General features: G+C 73.3%; 17 protein-coding genes. 8 read left to right on the top strand and 9 right to left on the bottom strand.

From position 1 onward, the window contains the following. Positions 1 to 73 precede the first annotated feature (73 nt). Both AC1MIR_RS16955 and hmuQ read left to right on the top strand, forming a co-directional pair. Positions 74 to 4324 (top strand): hypothetical protein, encoded by a 4251-nt coding sequence (locus tag AC1MIR_RS16955; RefSeq protein ID WP_480029356.1) that lies wholly within the window; start codon positions 74 to 76, stop codon positions 4322 to 4324. Between the two features lie 87 nt (positions 4325 to 4411). Further along, positions 4412 to 4738, top strand: coding sequence for a heme-degrading protein HmuQ (hmuQ, locus tag AC1MIR_RS16960; protein WP_480029357.1), 327 nt, complete (start codon positions 4412 to 4414; stop codon positions 4736 to 4738). Between the two features lie 27 nt (positions 4739 to 4765). Here hmuQ and AC1MIR_RS16965 read toward each other — a convergent pair whose 3' ends face one another. From AC1MIR_RS16965 to AC1MIR_RS16980, 4 genes are all read right to left on the bottom strand, one after another. After that, on the bottom strand, positions 4766 to 5587 hold the full coding sequence (locus AC1MIR_RS16965; RefSeq protein WP_480029358.1) for a formate/nitrite transporter family protein: 822 nt from the start codon (positions 5585 to 5587) through the stop codon (positions 4766 to 4768). 84 nt (positions 5588 to 5671) lie between these two features. Then, positions 5672 to 7165, bottom strand: a complete 1494-nt coding sequence (locus AC1MIR_RS16970) for a tripartite tricarboxylate transporter permease (RefSeq protein ID WP_480029359.1) — start codon at positions 7163 to 7165, stop codon at positions 5672 to 5674. After that, positions 7162 to 7653, bottom strand: coding sequence for a tripartite tricarboxylate transporter TctB family protein (locus AC1MIR_RS16975; protein ID WP_480029360.1), 492 nt, complete (start codon positions 7651 to 7653; stop codon positions 7162 to 7164). Before AC1MIR_RS16975 ends, AC1MIR_RS16970 begins: the two co-directional genes overlap by 4 nt. A gap of 56 nt (positions 7654 to 7709) precedes the next feature. Then, the gene (locus AC1MIR_RS16980) at positions 7710 to 8720 is read right to left on the bottom strand and encodes a Bug family tripartite tricarboxylate transporter substrate binding protein (protein ID WP_480029361.1); all 1011 of its coding nucleotides are present in this window, start codon (positions 8718 to 8720) and stop codon (positions 7710 to 7712) included. Positions 8721 to 8902: 182 nt separating this feature from the next. On the opposite strand from AC1MIR_RS16980, the gene AC1MIR_RS16985 reads away from it, so the two are divergent. Next, positions 8903 to 10597: an FAD-dependent oxidoreductase gene (locus AC1MIR_RS16985; RefSeq protein ID WP_480029362.1), complete on the top strand. Its 1695-nt coding sequence runs from the start codon at positions 8903 to 8905 to the stop codon at positions 10595 to 10597. Here the strand turns inward: AC1MIR_RS16985 and AC1MIR_RS16990 are convergent. The 4 genes from AC1MIR_RS16990 to AC1MIR_RS17005 form a co-directional block, all read right to left on the bottom strand. After that, positions 10594 to 11394 carry a shikimate dehydrogenase family protein gene (locus AC1MIR_RS16990; RefSeq protein WP_480029363.1) on the bottom strand — a complete coding sequence of 267 codons (801 nt, stop codon included), beginning with the start codon at positions 11392 to 11394 and terminating at the stop codon, positions 10594 to 10596. The genes AC1MIR_RS16985 and AC1MIR_RS16990 overlap by 4 nt on opposite strands. Before the next feature lie 179 nt (positions 11395 to 11573). Further along, positions 11574 to 13034: a trypsin-like peptidase domain-containing protein gene (locus AC1MIR_RS16995; protein WP_480029364.1), complete on the bottom strand. Its 1461-nt coding sequence runs from the start codon at positions 13032 to 13034 to the stop codon at positions 11574 to 11576. A gap of 103 nt (positions 13035 to 13137) precedes the next feature. Then, positions 13138 to 14493 carry a sensor histidine kinase gene (locus AC1MIR_RS17000; protein WP_480029365.1) on the bottom strand — a complete coding sequence of 452 codons (1356 nt, stop codon included), beginning with the start codon at positions 14491 to 14493 and terminating at the stop codon, positions 13138 to 13140. Further along, positions 14490 to 15167 carry a response regulator transcription factor gene (locus tag AC1MIR_RS17005; protein WP_480029366.1) on the bottom strand — a complete coding sequence of 226 codons (678 nt, stop codon included), beginning with the start codon at positions 15165 to 15167 and terminating at the stop codon, positions 14490 to 14492. Before AC1MIR_RS17005 ends, AC1MIR_RS17000 begins: the two co-directional genes overlap by 4 nt. A 139-nt stretch (positions 15168 to 15306) precedes the next feature. On the opposite strand from AC1MIR_RS17005, the gene modA reads away from it, so the two are divergent. Genes modA through AC1MIR_RS17025 form a run of 4 tightly spaced genes read left to right on the top strand, consistent with a single transcriptional unit; the run spans position 15307 to position 18273 of the window. Then, on the top strand, positions 15307 to 16083 hold the full coding sequence (gene modA, locus AC1MIR_RS17010; protein ID WP_480029367.1) for a molybdate ABC transporter substrate-binding protein: 777 nt from the start codon (positions 15307 to 15309) through the stop codon (positions 16081 to 16083). After that, positions 16083 to 16772, top strand: a complete 690-nt coding sequence (gene modB, locus AC1MIR_RS17015) for a molybdate ABC transporter permease subunit (RefSeq protein ID WP_480029368.1) — start codon at positions 16083 to 16085, stop codon at positions 16770 to 16772. Before modA ends, modB begins: the two co-directional genes overlap by 1 nt. After that, complete coding sequence (gene modC / locus AC1MIR_RS17020; protein WP_480029369.1) at positions 16772 to 17902, top strand: molybdenum ABC transporter ATP-binding protein; 1131 nt, start codon at positions 16772 to 16774, stop codon at positions 17900 to 17902. Before modB ends, modC begins: the two co-directional genes overlap by 1 nt. Further along, on the top strand, positions 17899 to 18273 hold the full coding sequence (locus AC1MIR_RS17025; protein ID WP_480029370.1) for a winged helix-turn-helix domain-containing protein: 375 nt from the start codon (positions 17899 to 17901) through the stop codon (positions 18271 to 18273). Before modC ends, AC1MIR_RS17025 begins: the two co-directional genes overlap by 4 nt. Before the next feature lie 17 nt (positions 18274 to 18290). On the opposite strand, the gene AC1MIR_RS17030 is transcribed toward AC1MIR_RS17025, so the two are convergent. Next, positions 18291 to 19613, bottom strand: a complete 1323-nt coding sequence (locus AC1MIR_RS17030; RefSeq protein WP_480029371.1) for an aspartate aminotransferase family protein — start codon at positions 19611 to 19613, stop codon at positions 18291 to 18293. A 105-nt stretch (positions 19614 to 19718) separates the two neighbouring features. Here AC1MIR_RS17030 and AC1MIR_RS17035 point away from each other — a divergent pair. Then, on the top strand, positions 19719 to 20030 hold a 312-nt coding region (locus AC1MIR_RS17035; protein ID WP_480029372.1), incomplete at its 3' end, for a putative quinol monooxygenase.

The following is a 20030-nucleotide window of genomic DNA, read 5'->3' on the forward strand; positions in this document are numbered from 1 at the left end:
CCCCCGGGGGCCCCGCCCCGCCCCCGGCGCCCTCCCCTCCACCCCCCCCGCCGCCCCGCGGCCCCGCGCCCTGGTGGACCTCGATGCCGGGCCGACGACCTCGAACATCCTGGGCGTGTCCATCAACAGCACGGTCACCGGCCAGCGCGTGGTCTATGGCGAGGCGCGCTGGCTGAGTTCCAACAACGACATCATCGAGAAGGCGACGCTGTTCGGCATCGAGAACGTCATCGGCAGCGCGGCCAACGACACGATTCGCGGCGATGCGCGGGACAACGTGATCGAGGGCATGGCGGGCGCCGACCTGATGGACGGGCGCGACGGACGCGACACGCTGAGCTACGCGCTTGCGCCGGAAGGCGTCAGCCTGCGCGCCTCGATCAATGACGGCAGGCTCTCGGTCAACAATCCGACCGCCGGCAGCGCGCCGGGCGACGTGGCCAGCGGAGACGTCGCGGTGAACTTCGAGGTCGTCCGCGGCTCCGCGCATGCGGACCAGCTCGTGCTGTCCCTGCGGCCGCCGAGCATCAACACCGTGGCGGTCAACGTCCCGGTCGCGCTGGACGTGCTGGACCAGACGGCCGGCGGCGCGGAGGCGACGGTGACGCTGGATGCCGTCGCCAACTTCCGCATTGCCCAGAAGCAGCTGCAGCCGGCCTTCGGCGAGTTCGAGCTGGGCGACGGCGACGATGCGGCGACGGTGAACGGAGTGGGCACCACCACGATCCGCCTCGGCGACGGCGACGACAGCCTGAGCATCTCCGGAACGGGTCCGCGGATCTGGCTGGGCGATGGCGACGACACCGTCACGGTGCGCGACGTCCCGCCAGGATCCCTGACGGGCATTCATCCGCTCGAGCGCGCGACCACCATCCGGGGCGACGACGGAGACGGGCTGGATACGGTCGTCTTCGAAGGCGGAGGGCTGCTGCAGCTCGTGCTGCGTCCGAATGGCGCGCAGGTCATGCGGATCGGCGACCCGCAGCTATCGCCCCGGACGATCACACCGCAGGAGCTGCTGGACGGCAACGGCCTGGGCGGCACCTATGCGCCGCGCAGCAACGACCCGATCGACCTCACCGCGCTGCCGCCGCTCAGCACTTTGGTCGCCGCCGCGGAGGCCGCCCCGGCGGTCTACACGCTGATCGGCATCGAGCGCGTGATCATCGGCGGCGAGGAGATCCGCCTCGACAGCCTCGACCCGGTTGTGCAGGCGGACCGCACGCTCACCCTCGCCGAGGACGCGCGCGAGCCCTTCGGGCTGAATGCGCGGGCGCCCGCCGCGGAGGTGGCGGCGGGTGCGCTCTATCGCGTGGTCGCGCTGCCCGGGACTGCGCAGGTGCAGCGGCCGGACGGAACGCCGCTCGCAATCGGCGACAGCTTCGCCGCATCGGACCTCGCGGCGCTGAAGGTGGTGGCCGGCCAGGGCTACGGCTCGGCGGCGGAGACCTTCGTCTTCGCGCTGGAAGGCGCGGCGCCCGGCACGCCCGATCGCATCGTCGGCCTGCCGCCGGAGCCACCGATTGCCGGCGTCGCGCTCGGCATCGACGCGCCCTTCGATCCGCTGGGCAATCCGCTGACCATCGCGATCACCGAACTGCCGACTGCGGGCACGGTGTTCTTCCGCGCGCCGGACCCCGCCTTCGCGGGCACGGGCCTCACCGTGATGATCGAGCAGGTCGTCGCGCTCGGCGACACGCTGTCGCCGGACCAACTGGCCGCACTCCACTACCGCGCACCGAAGGACGGGTCGGGCGACATGGGCGGCTTCGCCTATGTCGCGACGACGGGCCTCGGCTTCCGCGAGCTGGCCGGCACATCCGGCGCGGAGGCCGTCGAGAGCGGCGTCGATGCGGCGACCCGAGACGGCGCCGCCGCGCAGCGCATCGCGATCTCCGTCACGGCGGAGAACGACGCGCCGGAGATCGCGAGCCTGCTCTATCCGCTGTCGCCGGGCGGAACGCTGGAAGGGAGCCTGCTTGCCCGCGATGCGGAGGGCGACGCCTTCGCCTTCTCGCTGGTCAGCGGACCGAGGCTCGGCACGCTGAGCGTCCTGCCCGATGGCAGCTTCACCTATGTGCAGGATAAGCCGCTCGACTTCGACGGCGCGGCCTTCATCGAGGACAGCTTCGTCATGGAAGCACGGGAGACGGCAGGCGGGCTCGTCTCCGCCGGCGCGGTGCAGGTGCTGCGCATCGTCAATCCGGCGGACTGGGCCGCGATCGCCTTCGACACCGGCCGGCCCGACGTGTTCTTCGACGAGGAGGGAGAGCCGATCCCGCTCGGCGGGCTCGGCACCGACGACGAGGTGATCGGCCATCCCGGGCCCGACCAGCTCTTCGGCTTCGGCGGCCACGACATCCTGCGCGGCCAAGCGGGCGCGGACACGCTGGACGGCGGAGAGGGCAACGACACGCTGTTCGGCGATGCGGGCGCCGACAGCCTCTCCGGTGGCGAGGAGGCGGACCGCCTGGTGGGCGGGCCAGGCGCGGACTCCCTGCTCGGCGGCGCAGGACCGGACACGCTCGCCGGCGGGCTCGACGCCGACCACATGGAAGGTGCGGCCGGCAACGACCTCTATGTCGTCATCCATCCGCTCGACGTCGTCGTCGAGCAGCCCGGCGAGGGCAACGACACGGTGGTCGCCACCATCAGCTATCTGCTGCCGGCGGAGGTGGAGGAGCTGATCCTGTCCGGCGCCGGCGCATCGGTCGGTCTGGGCAACGGGCTCGACAACCAGCTCACCGGCAACGAGCTGGACAACCGGCTGGATGGCGGCGAAGGCGCCGACACGCTCGATGGCGGCGCCGGTGCGGACACGCTCGTCGGCGGCGCGGGCGACGATACCTATGTGCACGAGCCTGGCGACCTGATGCTGGAGGCGCTGGACGGCGGCATCGACACGGTGCGCAGCCGCGTCAGCCTCTCGCTGGGCTCGCGCTTCGAGAACCTGATCCTGCTCGGGGCCGAGAGCCTGGACGGCACCGGCAACGCGCTGGACAACCTGATCGTCGGCAATGCGGCCGGCAACGAGCTCTCGGGCCTCGGCGGCGCGGATACGCTGATCGGCAGCGGCGGCGCCGACCGGCTGATCGGCGGGCCGGGGCCGGATGTGATGGAGGGCAATTCCGGCGCCGACATCTACGTCACGGACGATCCGGGCGATGTCGTGGTCGAGGCCGCGGACATGGGACCCGACACGGTCCTGTCGCTGGTCGAATTCGTGCTGCCGGAGCATGTGGAGCACCTGACGCTCGGCGGCGACGCGGCGCTCCAGGGGACCGGCAACGCGGCGGCCAACCGGCTCACCGGCAACGCGGCGGCCAACCTGCTGCGCGGCCTCGACGGCAACGACCGGCTCAACGGCGGTGCGGGCGCCGACACGATGGAGGGCGGCGAAGGGCGGGATCTCTATGTCGTGCAGGATCCCGGCGATCGCGTGGTGGAGTTGCCGGACGAAGGCTCGGACATCGTGCAGGCCTTCATCGCCTACACGCTGCCGGCGGAGGTGGAGCTGCTGATCCTGGTCGGCAGCGCCCCGTCCGGCAGCGGCAACGCGCTTGCGAACTTCATCCAGGGCAATGCCCTGGCCAACCTTCTCGCCGGCGAGGGCGGCGACGACACGCTGGAAGGCGGCGCCGGCGCGGATACGATGCGGGGCGGCGCCGGCAACGACCTGTTGCGCGTGGACGAAGCCGGCGACGTCGTGATGGAGTTGCCGGGGGAGGGCTTCGACACGGTGCAGGCGCGGGTGAGCCATGCGCTTGCCGACAATGTCGAGGCGCTGATCCTGCTGGCCGGCGCCGCGGACGGCACGGGCAACGGCCTGGCCAACCGGATGATCGGCAACGGTGGCGCCAACAGCCTGCTGGGCGAGGGCGGGGAGGACAGCCTGTTCGGCCTGGGCGGCGCCGACACGCTGCTCGGCGGCCTTGGCGGCGATGCCCTCCTTGGCGGATCGGGAGACGACCTGATCGCGGGTGGCGCGGGCGACGACACGCTGGCGGGCGAGGCCGGCCAGGACAGCTTCCGCTTCGATGCGGCGAACGAGGGCGTGGATCTGCTCCTGGACTTCACACCGGGGCAGGACGCGATCCAGATCCTGTCGGCCGGCTTCGGCGGCGTGCTGCCTCCGGGCGCGCTGGCGCCTGGCCGCTTCGCGATCGGCGCGGCGGACGCGGCCACGGGGCAGGTCCTCTACGATCCGACAACCGGCGCCCTGGCCTGGGATGGCGACGGGACCGGACCCGATGCGGCCGCCGTCTTCGCCGTGCTGGCGAGCAGGCCGGCGCTCGGTGCCGCGGACATCCTGGTGATGGCCTGAACGCAGGCGCGCCGACCGCTGGCGCCGGCACGGCCGCCGTGGTCCGATCGGCCCGCGCCCGTCAGCACGATGCAGGAGACCGCAGCCATGTTCGTCGCCGCCAACCGCTTTCGCGTCATCCCCGCGCATGCCGCGGAGTTCGAGCGCGCCTGGCTGACGCGGGAGAGCCATCTGCACGAGCTTCCTGGCTTCCTCGCCTTCCACCTCCTCAAGGGACCGCAGGCGGCGGACCACATCCTCTATTCCTCGCTCACACTCTGGGCCTCGCACGCGGCCTTCGAGGCATGGACGCGATCGGAGCAGTTCCGCCGGGCGCATGCGGGTGCCGGCTCGACCAAGCCGATCACGCTCGGCCCGCCGCAATTCGAAGGGTTCGAGGTGCTGCAGACCATCACCGCGCCGGCCGGCGGCTGAACGCGGCCATAGGCACGCCTTCGCGCGTCAGAGTTCCTCGCGCACCTGCGCGTGCGCCAGCAGCGCGAAGAGCCCGGTCCCGCCGATGATGTTGCCAACCAGCGCCGGCAGGATCAGGCCGCCGAGCGCCTGGCCCATGCCGATCCGCCCGTCGAACACCAGCAGGAAGGCTTCCGCCGCGCCGGCGATGACATGCGCGAAGTCGCCGAGCGCGATCGCATAGGTCAGCGCCAGCACGATCCAGAACTGGTCGCGGCCCGATCCGGCGTGGATCCAGGAGATGGAGGCGACCAGGAAACCCGCCGGGATCGCCTGCGCCAGGGTCTCCAGCGGCGTGCGCGCCAGAAGCGATTCAGACACCTCGAGCATCGCGGCGGTGAGGTCGGCGTTCATCAGGCCGAAGCGCAGGCTGAGCGCCGCAGCGGCTGACGCGCCGAGCAGGTTCGCGACGAGGACGATCGCCCAGAGCCGACCGGCCGCCCCCAGCCGGTCCCAGCCCGGCCGGGCCATCACCGGCAGCACCGCGACGATGGTCTGCTCGGTGAAGAGCTGCATCCGGCCGAGCACGACCATGATGAAGCCGAGCGTGTAGCCGAGATCGGCGATCGCCTCGCGCCCCGCCATCCCCTCCGGCAACTTTTCCAGCAGCGCGGCCTCGGCGATCACCGAGGCCATGATGGCAAGCCCGCCAGCGACGCCCGACCAGAGCAGGGAGGAAGAGGGCCGGCGCAGCTCCTCCTCGCCGTGCCGGCGGACGATGGCGTGGATCACCGGAGCGCGCGGCGCGGAACGTTCTTCCACATCGGCACGTTCGGCGGCGCTGAGGTTGTCCTGCGGATCGGTGCTCATGGTGCTTCGGGGATGCAGCGATCCAGCGCCCGGAAGGTTCCCTGCGCGATCGCCGCACGGTCCGGCCGCGCCGCCGGATCCGGCTCAGGCGCGGCGCCGCAGCCGGCGCCAGAGCGGGGTCTGGCTGGCGACCAGCAGCAGCACGGCCAGCGCCAGCACCAGCGACAGCGGGCTGGTCATGAATTCCTGCACAAAGGCCACCGGATCGTCGCCGGCCGAGATCATGGCGCGGCGATAGGAGGTGTCCATCAACGGCCCGAGGATCATCCCAAGCACCACCGGTCCCACCTGGAAGCCGTAGATGCGCAGGAAATAGCCGAACAGCCCGAAGCCCAGCATCCAGTACACATCCACCACGCTGTTCTGGATCGCATAGGTGCCGACCACCGACAGGATCAGGATCAGCGGGATCAGGATTCCCGGCGGCGTCTCCACCACCTTGGCGAAGAAGCGGATGCCGCTCAGGCCGAAGATCAGCAGGAAGACGTTGGCGAGCGTCAGGTTGCCGACGGTGAACCAGAACAGGTGCGGCGTCTCGATCATCAGCATCGGGCCCGGCTTCAACCCGTGGATGAACAGCGCGCCGATGATCACCGCCGTCACCGCGTCGCCCGGGATGCCGAGCGTCAGCATCGGGATGTAGGCGCCGCCGACCGCCGCGTTGTTCGCCGATTCCGGTGCCACCACGCCCTCATAGGCGCCTTCGCCGAAGGGGCGGGACGGGTTCTTCACCGTGCGCTTCGCCTGATCGTAGGCCATCAGCGCCGCGATGTCGCCGCCGGTGCCCGGCAGCGCGCCGATCACCACCCCGATGGCGGAGCTGCGCAGCGACAGCGGCAGGTAGCGCCGCAGCAGCGACCACGAGGGCAGGATGCGCGAGACATCCTGCTTGATCCGCGGCGCCTTGAGGTTGTGCAGTTGCGCCAGCGCCTCCGACACGCCGAAGAAGCCGATCATCGCGGCGACATAGGGGATGCCGCCCAGCAGCTGCACCGTGCCGAAGGTGAAGCGGCCCTCCGCGGTCATCGGGTCCATCCCGACCATGCCGAGCGCAACGCCGAGCGCGCCGGCATAGAGCCCCTTGGCGAGCGATTCGCCCGACAGGCTGCCGACCAGCAGGAGGCCCATCACCGCGAGCAGCAGATAGTCGCGCGGCGCGAAGAGCAGCGCGAACTCGGAAATCGCGGGGGCTGCGATCGCAAGCGCCGCGATCCCGACGAAGCCGCCGAGGAAGGAGCAGACGGTGGTCAGGCCGATGGCGACGCCGGCCTCGCCGCGCTTCGCCAGCGGAAAGCCGTCGAGCGCCGTGGCGATGGCCGCCGGCGCGCCCGGGATGTTGAGCAGGATCGCGCTGCGCGACCCGCCATAGACGCCGCCCATGAAGACGCCGGCGATCAGCGCGAGCGCCGGATTCACGTCCCACGAGAAGGTGAAGGAGATCAGGATCGAAGCCGCCATCGTCACGGAAAGCCCGGGGATGGCGCCGATATAGATGCCGGCGAAGGTGCCCGCCGCCGTGAGCAGCAGCAGCTGCGGATCCGTCCAGGCCATGAGGAAGTAGGTGAGGCTGTCGCTCATCGGAACAGCCAGCCGCTCGGCAGGACCACGGTGAACAGCACGCGGAACACCAGCCAGATCGCCGCCAGCGAACCGGCCGAGATCAGCAGCACCGCCAGCAGGCCGCCACGATGCAGGTAGAAGATCGAGAGGAACAGGAAGACGAAGGAGGCGCCGAGGAAGCCCACCGGCTCCAGCGCCAGCATGTAGGCCAGCATCAGCGCCGCCATCACCGCCACATCGGCCGGCGTGGTCCGCCGCAGGAATTCACGCGCGGTGCCGGAGCCTTCGGGGATGTGGGCGGGCGGCATGCGATGGGTGCGGCGGATGATGGCCAGCGCCGAGACGGTCATCACCAGGCCGGCCAGCGCGGGGAACACGCCGGCCGAGCTCGGCGAATACAGCCCGTCGATGCGGTAGCCTTCCGCCATGACGAAGAGCCCAATCAGCAGCAGGACATAGCCGAAGACGGTCTCGCCCGGCTGCCGCCGGCGCAGCGTCTGTTCCATCGCGCGCCTCCCGGTGTCGCGGCGCCCCGACCCAACCGGCCGGGGCGCCTGCGCGATTACGGACGGGGAATCCCGAGTTCCGCCGGCGAGGTGCGGGCGGCGCCGGCTTCCTGCAGCGTCCAGGTGGTGACCGACTGCCAGCGCTTGAGGAAGCGGTCGGCCTCGTCGCCCGAGATGTTCATCACGACGTTGCCGTTGCGCTGCATCAGCTCGACGAACTGGGAATTCGACGCACCCGTCTTGAAGGCCTGCACCAGCTTGTCGCGCCGGTCGGCCGGCACGCTGCGCTTGATCCAGACGCCGTAGAAGGAGCCCCAGGGCATGAAGCGCGCGAGTTCCGGGAAGTCGGCGGTGGCGGGCGGCACGCCGGGGAAGCTCGGCAGCGGCTCGGTGTTCCACACGGCCAGCGCGCGCAGCCGGCCGGCGCGCACATGCTCGGCCGCGGCGCCGGAGCCCGCCGGCATGAAGTCGGCATGGCCGCCCTGCAGCGCCGTCAGGCCCGGCCCCTCGCCGTCGAACGGGATGGAGATGTGGCGGATGTTGCCGAGGGTGGAGAGCATGGAGCTGATCACATGCGGCTGGCCGCCCGGTCCGGTGCCGGCCATGCGCACGCGGCCCGGATTGCGCCGCATCTCCTCCACCAGGTCCTTCAGCGTGCGATAGGGCCGGTCCGGATTGGTGACGATCACCGGCACGCCGCGCGCCAGCACGTTCACCGCGTAGAATTCCTGCACGAAGTCGATGCGCGAAAGGTTCAGCACGCCGTAGAGTAGCGGGTTCTCCGCCGCGTAGAGCAGCGTGTAGCCATCCGGATTCGCGCCGTGCACCGCCGTCATCGCGATGGCGCCGGTGCCGCCCGGCCGGTTCTGCAGCACGATCTTGTGGCCGAGCGCGGCTTCCACATGCGGCGTGACGGCGCGCGATGTCACATCCGTGGCGCCGCCGGCGCCCCACTGGATGATGCCGAGCAGGTCGCGGCTCGGGAAGGCTTCCTGCGCTGCGGCCTGGCGCAGCCCGCCGAGCAGCGGCACGGCCGCCAGCGTCCCGAATGTCCTGCGGGTGATCATGACGTTTCCTCCCTACTGCGGCGGGCGATGCGTGCCGCGCCATGCGTTGCGGGGCGCATCCTGCCGGCTGCGCGCCGGCTTGAAAACCTCCCGGGGCACCCCTGCGGTTGCCGCGCCGCGTGGCGGCGGACTAGCCTCCGCCCGCCGCTTGCCGGGGCAGCGCCCGGCCAGGGAGCCGGGGCATGGAAACCGAGACGCGCGACCTTATCGTCATCGGCGGCGGCGGCGCGGGGATGGCGGCGGCGCTGTTCGCCGCGCTCGACGGGCTGCGCCCGCTGCTGGTGGAGCACACGGCGCTGCTCGGCGGCACCACCGCGTGGTCGGCGGGAACGACCTGGGTTCCGGGCACGGCGCATGCCGCCGCGCTCGGCGCGGAGGACGATGCCGAGAACGCCGCCGCGTTCCTGCGCAACGCCGTCGGCAACCATTCCAGCGAGGCGATGCGCCGCGCCTTCCTGGAGACCGGGCCGCGCGCGAGCGCGCGCCTCGAGGCCGAGACGCAGGTTCGCTTCCGCGCCCGGCCGCTGCATCCCGACTACATCCAGGAAGTCGCCGGCGCGACGCTGCGCGGCCGCGCGCTGGAGCCGCTGCCCTTCGATGCGCGCAGGCTCGGCGCGCGACTCGCGCTGATCCGCCCACCCATCCCGGAATTCACCGTGCTGGGCGGCATGATGGTGGATCGCGACGACATCCCGCATCTGATGAACATGACGCGCTCCTGGGCCTCCTTCCGCCATGCGGCAGGCCTGCTCTCGCGCCACGCCATGGACCGGCTGCGCCATCCGCGCGGCACGCGGCTGCTGATGGGCAATGCGCTGGTCGGGCGCCTGCTGGCCTCGCTTGACGCGCGCGGCGTGGAGATCGTGACCGAGACGACGGTGGAGGAGCTGCTGCGTGGGCCCGCCGGCGTGGAGGGCGTCGTGCTCGCGCATGGCGGCGCCACGCGACGCGTGCTGGCCCGGCGCGGCGTGATCCTCGCGACCGGCGGCTTCAACCGCCATCCGACGCGCCGCGCAACGATGCTGCCCGCCGAGCTCGCCGCCTTCAGCCCGGCCGCGCCGGGCCCCCCCGGGGTGCTGCACGACCTGGCCATCGGGCTTGGCGCGCGCTACGGGGAGGGCGCGCTGGACAACGCCTTCTGGGCGCCCGTCTCGGTACGCAGGCGCGCGGATGGCAGCATGGCGGTCTTTCCGCATTTCGTGCTGGACCGCGGCAAGCCCGGCGTCATCGCGGTGAATGCCGCGGGCCGGCGCTTCGTCAACGAGGCGAGCTCCTACCACCTGTTCGCGCGCGCGATGCTCGCCGCGCATGACACGACGCCGACCATCCCCTGCTTCCTCGTCACCGACAGCGAGGGGCTGCGGCGCTACGGCCTGGGCATGGTGCGGCCCGGCGGGCGGGGCCTCGCGCCCTATCTCGCCGATGGCTATCTGACCGAAGGCGCGACGCTCGCGGAGCTGGGCGGGAAGCTCGCGATCGACGCCGCGAACCTGGCGGAGACGGTCGCGCGCATGAACGATCATGCGGCGCGCGGCGAGGATCCGGACTTCGGCCGCGGCAGCACCGCCTATCACCACGTGAACGGCGACGCATCGCGCGGGCTGCCGAATCCGAATCTCGGTCCGATCGGCACGCCGCCCTTCTACGCGATCCGGTTGCTGCCGGGCGACATCGGCGCGGCGACGGGGCTCGTCACGGACACGGATGCGCAGGTGCTGGACGGGGACGACCGGCCGATCGGCGGGCTCTATGCCTGCGGCAACGACATGCAGTCGGTCATGGGCGGCGTCTATCCGGCGCCCGGCATCACGTTGGGGCCGGCGCTCGCCTTTGCCTTCATCGCCGCGCGCCACGCGGCGGGACGCGCCCCGAGCTAGGCGCCGCCGAGCAGGAAATCGGCGATCAGCTCCACCTGCGCGTCGAACAGGTCCACCCCGGTCGAGGTGCCGCAGCCGAGCGCGCGCGCCGCGGCCAGCAACGGCGTGACCACCGGCGCGGTGATGACGTCGGCGACGAACATCCCGGCGCGCAGCCGCCCTGGCGGCACGGGCACGAGGTCCTCCGGGCGCATGCCGGCGGGCGTCGCGTTCACGACCAGCGTGCAGCCCTCGGGCTCCGCGGCCGCAAGCCCGCGCAGCGGAACACCGCCCGCCACCGGCCGCAGCCGCGCCAGCAGCGCCTCCACCCGCGCCGCATCGGCATCATGCAGCGCGAGGGAGGCGACGCCGGCCTCCAGCAGCGCCTGCGCGATGGCGGTGCCGGCGCCGCCCGCGCCGACCAGCAGCGCGTGACGCCCGGCGGGCTCGCCGCCGCGGGCGCGGATCGCAGCGACCATCCCGGCGCCGTCCAGCATGTCGCCATGCCAGCTGCGATCGGGATTGCGCCGCATCACGTTCACCGCGCCGAGCAGCCGGGCGCGCTCCGTCAACGTCGCGCAGTGCCGGGCGGCGGCGAATTTGTGCGGCACGGTGATCGTCAGCCCGTCCAGGTTGCGCGCCAGGCTGGCGCCGCGGACGAAGTCGTCGAACTCGGCCGCCGCCACATGCAGCGGCAGCATCGCGGCGTTGCGGCCGCGCGCGACGAAGCTGCGCGTGACGCCTCCGGGCGACTTCACCTGCGCGACGGGATCACCGAGGATCAGGTGCAGCCGGGTTCGTCCATCGGGCGTGATCATTGCCGGCGTCTCCGTGGCGATGCCGCCCATGCGCGGCCTGGCACCGGAGCCCAGTCCACACGCCAGGCGCCGGCACGGCAAGCACGCGCAGCGGGGGGGGGGGGGGGCCCCCCCCCCCCCCCCCCCCCCGACCCGTCGCGGTTCGCGCCGGCCTCCCTGTTCCCCCGGCGCGTCCGGGATCAGGCCTGCTTGAGCGGCACGGCGACGAAGCTGCGCGTGCCGTCGCGCAGGATCTGCAGCGCCACCGCGTCGTTCGAGGCCGCCTCGCGGATCGCCTTCACCGCGGCCGCGGCATCGTCGGTCTCGGTGGTGCCGACACCGACGATCACGTCGCCCGGGCGCAACCCGGCCTTCGCCGCCGGCGATTCCGGCATCACCTGCGCCACGATCGCGCCCTTCGCGTCCTCGCCGAGGTTCAGCGCGCGGCGCGCCTCGGGCGTGATCGGCGCCAAAGCGACGCCGATGCGCGGCTGCTGCCCCGCCTCCTCGCCGCCCTCGCGCGCCGCGACCTGCGCGGCCGGCTGCGCGCCGATCTCCACCGCGACGCTGCGCATCTCGCCCGCGCGCCAGACCTTCAGGCTGGAGCGGGTGCCGGGCTTCTGGTCGGCGATGGCGCGCGCCAGGTCGCGCGGGCTCGTCACCGCGCGGCCTTCCACCTCGGTCACCACGTCGCCGGCGCGCAGCCCGGCCCTGGCGGCGGGGCTCTCCTTCTCGACGCTCGCCACCAGCGCGCCGCGGCTGTCGCCACGGTCCTGCGCCTCCGGCAGGCGCAGCGCCTTGGCCATCGCGCTGTCCACCGGCTGGGTCGCGACGCCGAGGAAGCCGCGCTCCACCCGCCCATGAGCCCGCAGATCCGCCACCACGCGCTGCATCAGGTTCGACGGCACGGCGAAGCCGATGCCGACGCTGCCGCCGGTGGGGCTGAAGATCGCCGTGTTCATCCCGATCACGGTGCCGTCCTGCGCGAAGAGCGGGCCGCCCGAATTGCCCTGGTTGATCGGCGCGTCCACCTGCAGGAAGTCGTCATAGGGGCCGGCGCCGATGTCGCGCCCCACCGCGGAGACGACGCCCGTGGTCACGGTGCCGCCGAGGCCGAAGGGATTGCCCATCGCGACCACCCAGTCGCCGGGCTCCGCCTTGCTGGAGTCGCCCATGCGGACGAAGGGCAGCGGCGCGCCGGCCTCCACCTTCAGCAGCGCGACATCGGTGCGCGGATCGCGCCCGACCACGGTCGCGGGCAGGCGGCGGCCGTCATCCAGCGTCACGGTCAGGCGTTGCGCGCCGTCCACGACATGGTTGTTGGTGACGATGAAGCCCTCGGCGTCGATGATGAAGCCGGAGCCCACCGCCTGACCGCCGCGGCCCGGCATGGGCTGGCCGAAGGGCGAGCGGGCGGGCATGCCGATGCTGGTGACGGTCACAACGGCCGGACGCACCTGCCTGACCAGCGCGGAGAAGCCGGCGGCGGGGGCGCCGTTCGGCAGCGTCGCCTGCGCGACCGGCGCGGTGGTGGCCGGGGCGGGCGTGGCGTGCAGCGCGAGCCCGGCAAGGGCCGTGGTGCCGAGCAGCAGCCCGAGCAGTGCGGCGCGGGCGCGCTTGCGGCCGGGGGCGGTCGCCTGCCCGGTGGCGGGGAGGTCCATGCTGTCTTCTCCTGTCGTCCTGCGCGGCGCCCCTGCGCCGTGCGTTGCGCGAAGAATGGCGACAGACGCCTGCAAAGTCCCCGAAACGAGCCTGAAAGCTTTTTCAGCTTGCCCGCGCGGCCGAGAGGTCCACCGTCACGCGCAGGCCCGGCTGCGCATCGGAGAGCACCGGCGCCGCGCCATGCAGCCGCGCCACCGCGGCCACCAGCGCCAGGCCGAGCCCGCTGCCCGGCGTGCCGCGGCTGCGGTCCAGCCGATAGAAGCGGCGGAGCACGCGCGGGCGTTCCTCCGCCGGGATGCCCGGCCCGTCATCGGCCACCTCCAGCACCGGGCCCGGCCGCAGCGCCACCGAGACATGCGGCCCGCCATGCGCCAGCGCGTTGTCGAGCAGGTTCGACAGCATCTGCCGCAGCAGCGCCGCATCGCCATGCACGCGCTGGTCCGGCGCAACCTCCACCGACAGCGCGCGGCCGGCTTCCTCCGCCGCGACCTCGTAGGCCTCGGCCAGAGTCGTCACGATGGCCGCGAGATCCACCACCGGCGCCCGGCCATCCACCAGCGGCGGCCCGGCTTCCAGCTGCGCGATGCGCAGCAGCGCGGCGAAGGTGGCGAGCACGCCGTCCAGCTCCTCCAGCGCGGCATCCAGCAGGGCGGCATCGGCCGCGGCATCGCGCGGCTGCGCCTGCGCCGCCTCCAGCCGCTGCCGCAGGCGCGAGAGCGGACCGCGCAGGTCATGCGCGACATCCACCGTCACCTGCTTCATGCCCTCGATCACCGCCTCGAGCCGCGCGAGCAGGGCGTTGACCGTGCCCGCGAGCCGGTCGAACTCGTCCGCCGCGCCGGAGAGCGGCAGGCGGCGCGCCAAGTCGCCCTGCATCACCGCCTCGGCCGCGCCGGAGACGGCCCGCAGGCGGCGTTCGAGCCGCCAGGCGGTGAGCAGCCCGAAGGCCAGCGCCAGCAGCACCGCCAGCCCGCCCGCGGCCATCAGCGTCGAGGCGAGGGTCTGCGCCGTGTCCAGCACCAGGCGCATGCGGGCCGCGACGATCAGCCGGAAGCCGTCCGGCAGCGCGATGCCGAGCGCGCGGAGCGGCCCCTCCGCATCCGTCGCGGCGACGGTGGCGAAGCCCTGCAGCCCGGACGGCGCCGCGGCCCGCGGCGCGGCGCCGGCGAAGACCGCGCCGCTCGGCGCGCGCAGCTGCACCAGCAGCACGCCCGGCGCCCGCTCCCGCGTGCGCAGCTCCACCGCGAGCATCAGGGCCGAGGGGCCGCCGAAGCGCCATTCGCGGAGCAGCTCCTCCGCCTGCTGGCGGATCTCGGCATCCAGCGCCTCCTGCAGGGCGGCGGAGCTGCGCAGCCAGCCGAAGCCGAGGCCGAGCGCCGAGATGCCGAGCACGCCCGCCGCCGTCAGCAGCGCGGTGCGCAGCGCGAAGCTTCGGAGCAGGCGCGGCAGGAAGCTCACGCCCGCTCGCCGAGGATGTAGCCCGCGCCGCGCACCGTCTGGATCGGCGCCGGCAGGCCTTCCAGCGCCAGCTTGCGCCGCAGGCGGCTGACATGCACCTCGACCAGGTTGGTGGAGGGATCGAAGTTCAGGTCCCACACGCCTTCCAGCAGCATGGTCTTGGTCAGCACCTGGCCCGGCCGGCGCAGCATGTATTCCAGCAGCCGCATCTCGGTCGGCATCAGCTCCACCGGCTGGCCCGCGCGGCGCACCACGCGCCGCAGCAGGTCCATCTCGATGTCGCCGACGCGCAGCATCACCGGATCCTGCGAGACGGCGGGGCGCCGGCCGAGCGCATCGATCCGCGCGCGCAGCTCGCTGAAGGCGAAGGGCTTGGCGAGATAGTCGTCCGCGCCCGCATCCAGCCCTTCCACGCGGCGCTCCACCTCGCCGAGCGCCGTCAGCACCAGGACGGGCGTGGAGATGCCGGAGGCGCGCAGCGCGCGCAGGATGGTCAGGCCGTCGGGCCCGGGCAGCATCCGGTCGGTGACGATCACGTCCCAGCTCTCGCCGGCCGCCAGCATCATCCCGTCCTTGCCGGTGCGCGCCAGCTGCACGACATGGCCTGCCTCGCGCAGGCCCTTGGCGATGTAGTCCGCGGTCGCCGCGTCGTCCTCGATCACCAGGATTCGCATGGCGGCACTCTAGCAGGCCGTCGCGCCGGCGGCGCCCGGTCGACACGGCGCTCAAACCGCGCCGACTGCGGGCCGCGTGGACTTGCCGGAGCGGCTTGGTTATGTTCCGACGGATACGACGACAGGAGGGAGCCCCGGGATGCGCCGCCGCGCCTTCGCCGCCAGCCTGGCCGCCTCCGTCCTCGCGGCGGCGCCGGCCACGCGCGCCGAGGCCCCGCTGACCCTCTTCGCCGCCGCCAGCCTGACCGATGCGATGCGCGCCCTGGCGCGGCAATGGCAGGAAGCGGGCCATCCGGCGCCGCGCCTGTCCTTCGCCGCCTCCTCCGCCCTGGCGCGCCAGATCGAGCAGGGCGCGCCGGCGGACCTGTTCCTTTCCGCCGACGAGGCCTGGATGGACTACCTCGAGCAGCGGACCCTCATCGCCGGCGGCACGCGGGTCAGCGCGCTGGCCAATGCGCTGGCGCTGGTCGCGCCGGCCGATGCGCCGCGGCGCGACCTCGTGCTGGCGCAGGGCACCGACCTCGCCGCGCTGCTCGGCCCGAACGGGCGCCTCGCGATCGGCGATCCCGCCCATGTGCCCGCCGGCCGCTATGCGCGGGCGGCGCTGGAATGGATGGGCCAGTGGAGCGCGCTGCAGCCGCGCCTGGCGCGCGCCGACAACGTCCGGGCCGCGCTGCTGCTGGTGGAGCGCGGCGAGGCGCCGCTCGGCATCGTCTATGCCACGGATGCGGCCGCGAGCCGCGGCGTGCGGCTGGTCGCCACCTTTCCCGCGGCCAGCCATCCGCCGGTCAGCTATCCCTTCGCGATCACCCGCCGCGCCGAGGGCGACGCCCAGGCGCGCGCCATCCTGCGCTTCCTCACCGGCGCCGAGGCGGCGCCGACCTGGCAGCGCTTCGGCTTCCAGCTCACGCAGTGATGCTGGGCGCGGAGGAATGGCAGGCCGTACGGCTCAGCCTGGAGGTCGCATCCCGTTCCGTCGCGGTCTCGCTGCTGCCGGCCATCGGCGTCGCCTGGCTTCTGGCGCGCGGCCGCTTCCCGGGCCGGCTGCTGCTGGACGCCCTGGTGCACCTGCCGCTGGTGGTGCCGCCGGTGGTGGTGGGCTGGGGATTGCTGATGCTGTTCGGCGTGCGCGGCCCGATCGGCGCGCCGCTCAACGACTGGCTCGGCATCCGCCTGGTGTTCACCACCGAGGGCGCGGCGCTGGCCACCGCGGTGATGTCCTTCCCGCTGATCGTGCGCGCGGTGCGGCTCGGCCTGGAGGGCGTGGAGCCGGGGCTGGAAGCGGCGGCACGCACGCTCGGCGCCGGTCCGCTCGACCGCTTCCTCACCGTCACGCTGCCGCTGATGTCGCCGGGCATCCTGGCCGGCGCGGTCACCGCCTTCGCCGCGGGGCTCGGCGAGTTCGGCGCCGTCATCACCTTCGCCTCCAACATCCCCGGCGAGACGCAGACCCTGCCGCTTGCGATCTACACCGCGACGCAGACGCCGGGCGGCGAGGCGGTGGCCGCGCGGCTGGCGGCCATCTCCTTCACGCTGGCGATCGGCGGGTTGCTGCTGGCCGAGCTGATCGCCCGGCGCATGCATCGCCTGCTCGGCCGCGCCTGATGCCGGAGATCGCGCTGCGCCACCGCTTCGGACGGGACGGCTTCGCCCTGGATGTTGCCTTCGCCGCGCCGGAGAGCGGCGTCACCGCGCTGTTCGGCCCTTCGGGCTGCGGCAAGACCACTGTGCTCTCCGCCGTCGCCGGGCTGCTGCGGCCGGAGGCGGGGCGGATCGTGGTCGCCGGCACCACGCTGCTCGACACGCGCGCGGGCGACTTCGTGCCGCCGGAGCGGCGGCGCTGCGGCGTGGTGTTCCAGGATGCGCGGCTGTTCCCGCATCTCTCCGTCGCCACCAACCTGCGCTACGGGCTGCGCCGCGCGCCGCGCGACGCCGAGGGCCCGGCCTTCGAGGAGGTGGTCGCGCTGCTCGGCATCGGCCATCTGCTCGCGCGCCGTCCGGGCCTGCTCTCCGGCGGCGAGCGCCAGCGCGTGGCGCTCGGCCGCGCGCTGCTCGCGCGCCCGCGCCTGCTGCTGATGGACGAGCCGCTGGCCGCGCTGGATGCCCCGCGCCGCGGCGAGGTGCTGCCCTTCCTGGCGCGCCTGCGCGACGCGGCGCGCATCCCGATCCTCTATGTGACGCATGCGCTGGAGGAGGTGGATGCGCTGGCCGACCACCTGGTGCTGCTGGAGCATGGCCGCGTCCGCGCCGCCGGCACGGTGGAGGCGCTCACCGCGCGCACCGACCTGCCGCTGGCGGCCCGCCGCGACGCCGGCGTGCTGATCCCCTGCACCGTGCTGGACCGGGAGGGCGGGCTGACGCGGCTCGGCTTCGCCGGCGGCGTGCTGCTCGCGACGCTGGAGGGCGGGCCGCCCGGCACGCGGCTGCGCGTGCGGGTGCGTGCGCGCGACATCAGCGTGGCGATCGAGGAGCCGCGCGGCATCTCGACGCAGAACATCCTGCGCGCGGTGCTGGCAGACATCCTGCCGGCCGGCGAGGGCCCCGAGGTGTTCCTCCGGCTTGCCGTCGGCGAGGCGGTGCTGCTGGCCCGCGTGACGCGGGACAGCGTGGCGCGGCTCGGGCTGCGGCCTGGCCTCGCGCTCTGGGCGCTGGTGAAGGCCGTCACCTTCGACCACCGCGTGATCGCCGGCCCGCCCCTGCCCGAGGCGCTCGCCCTGCCGGGTTCGGCGCCATGACCCGCCCCGCCCCGCCCTCCCGGCCGGATGCCGGCGTGCTGAGCCTGCGCATCGACCTGCCCTCGGGCCGCATCGGGCCCGGCAAGATCCGCCTGCTGGAAGCGATCGACCGGGAAGGCTCGATCTCGGCGGCCGGACGCGCGCTCGGCATGAGCTACAAGCGCGCCTGGGACCTGGTGGACGCGCTGAACCGGCAATTCGGCACGCCGGTGGTGGCGGCGAGCACAGGCGGCTATCGCGGCGGCGGGGCGATGCTCACCGATGCGGGCCGCAATCTGGTGGCCGACTACCGCGCGATCGAGCGCGCGGCGCAGCGCGCGGCGGAACCGCGCCTGGCGTCCCTGCTTCAGCGCAGCCGGGCCGGCGGCTGAGGGCGGCGGCCTGGCTGTCAGGCGGGCTGGCGGCCCGTCGCGATGCGGTCCAGCACGCGGTCAGCCGCGGCGAGCGTCATCGCAACGTCGTCGTCGGTATGCGCGGCGGAGACGTACCACAGCCCGCGCTCGATCAGCCGCACATCCTCCAGCAGCATGCCGCGGCAGAAGGCCTGGTAGGTCGCGCGATCATCGGCGGCGAGGTGGCGGAACTCGGTGGCGCGCGGCAGCGCGGAGAAGGCCATGTGGAACATCGGCCCCGGCCCCTGAACGCGCAGCGCCAGGCCGTGCCGCGCCCCGAGCGCCGCCAGCCCGTCGCGCAGCCGCGCGCCCAGCGCCGCGACATGCCGCAGCGCGGCGCCGCCCTCGCGGGCCAGCAGCTCGACGGTGGCGAGGCCGGCGGCGACGCAGGCATTGTTCCCGTTCATCGTGCCGGCGTGATAGGCCGTGCCCGCCTCCAGCGGGGCCATCCATCGCTGCCGCCCGGCGATGGCGGCGAGCGGAAAGCCGGAGCCCAGCGCCTTGCCGAACAGCGCGAGATCCGGCGTGACGCCGTAATGCGCCTGCGCGCCACCGAGGCCGAGGCGGAGTCCGGTGATGATCTCGTCGAAAATCAGCGCGCTGCCATGGGCGTCGCAGGTCTCGCGCAGCCCCTGCAGGAAGCCGGGCTCCGGCTCGATGCAGCCCTGGTTGCACATCACCGGCTCGGTGATGACCGCGGCGATCTGCCCGCCCTGCCGCGCCATCAGGCGGCGCACCGCCTCCAGGTCGTTCCAGGGCAGGCAGACGATGTCCGCCGCCGCGCTTTCCGCGACGCCCGCGCACCAGGGCACCGGCGCGTCGCCCGCGGCATTGCCCGGCGGCGCGACATTGAAGGCCAGGCTGTCGAGCCAGCCGTGGTAATGCCCGTCGAACTTCAGGATGCGCTGGCGCCCGGTGACGGCGCGCGCGAGGCGGATGCAGGCCTGCGCCGCCTCCGACCCGGAGGAGGCGAAGCGCACGCGCTCCGCGCAGGGGATCAGGCGCTGCAGCGCTTCCGCCAGCAGCACCTCCTCCTCGTGCTGGCCGGCGAAGAGCTGCGCCCGCGCCACCGCCTGCTGCACGCGCGCGACGAGTTCGGGATGCGACTGGCCAAGGATGCAGGGGCCCTGCGCGAGCGTGTAGTCCAACAGCGCGTTGCCGTCCGCGTCCCAGATGCGCGCGCCCTCGGCCCGGACATAGTGCATCGGGTGGAACACGCCGAAGGCGCGGAACTGGGACGAGACGCCGCCGGCCAGCACCCGACTTGCGCGCTCATGCCAGGCGCGCGAGGCTGCGAAGCGTCGGGCCGGATCCTGCATCGGCCTTTCCTCCATCGCGCTTCTTCTCCCTTGTCCGCGCCGAGCTTGGGGAACGGCGGAGAAGCGCGTCAATCCCGACCCAGGACAGCACGGAACCGAGCCGCCATGATCCATGTCATCGCCGTGATCACCACCAAGCCGGGCATGCGCGAGGCCGTGCTGCGCGAATTCCGCGCCAACATGCCGGCGGTGCATGCCGAGCAGGGCTGCATCGAATACGCACCGGCGGTGGATGCCGAAGGGATCGGCGCCATCCAGACCGCGATCGGCCCGGACAGCTTCATGGTGATCGAGAAATGGGAGAGCGCGGCGGCGCTGAAGGCCCATGCCGCCGCGCCCCCCCAGGCGGCCGATGCGGCGCGGGGGGAGGGGGTGGTGGGCGGCCGCGGCCACCCCCGGCGCGCGCCCGCGGGCGGG

The sequence above is a fragment of the Falsiroseomonas sp. RANM36 genome, from assembly GCF_056682175.1.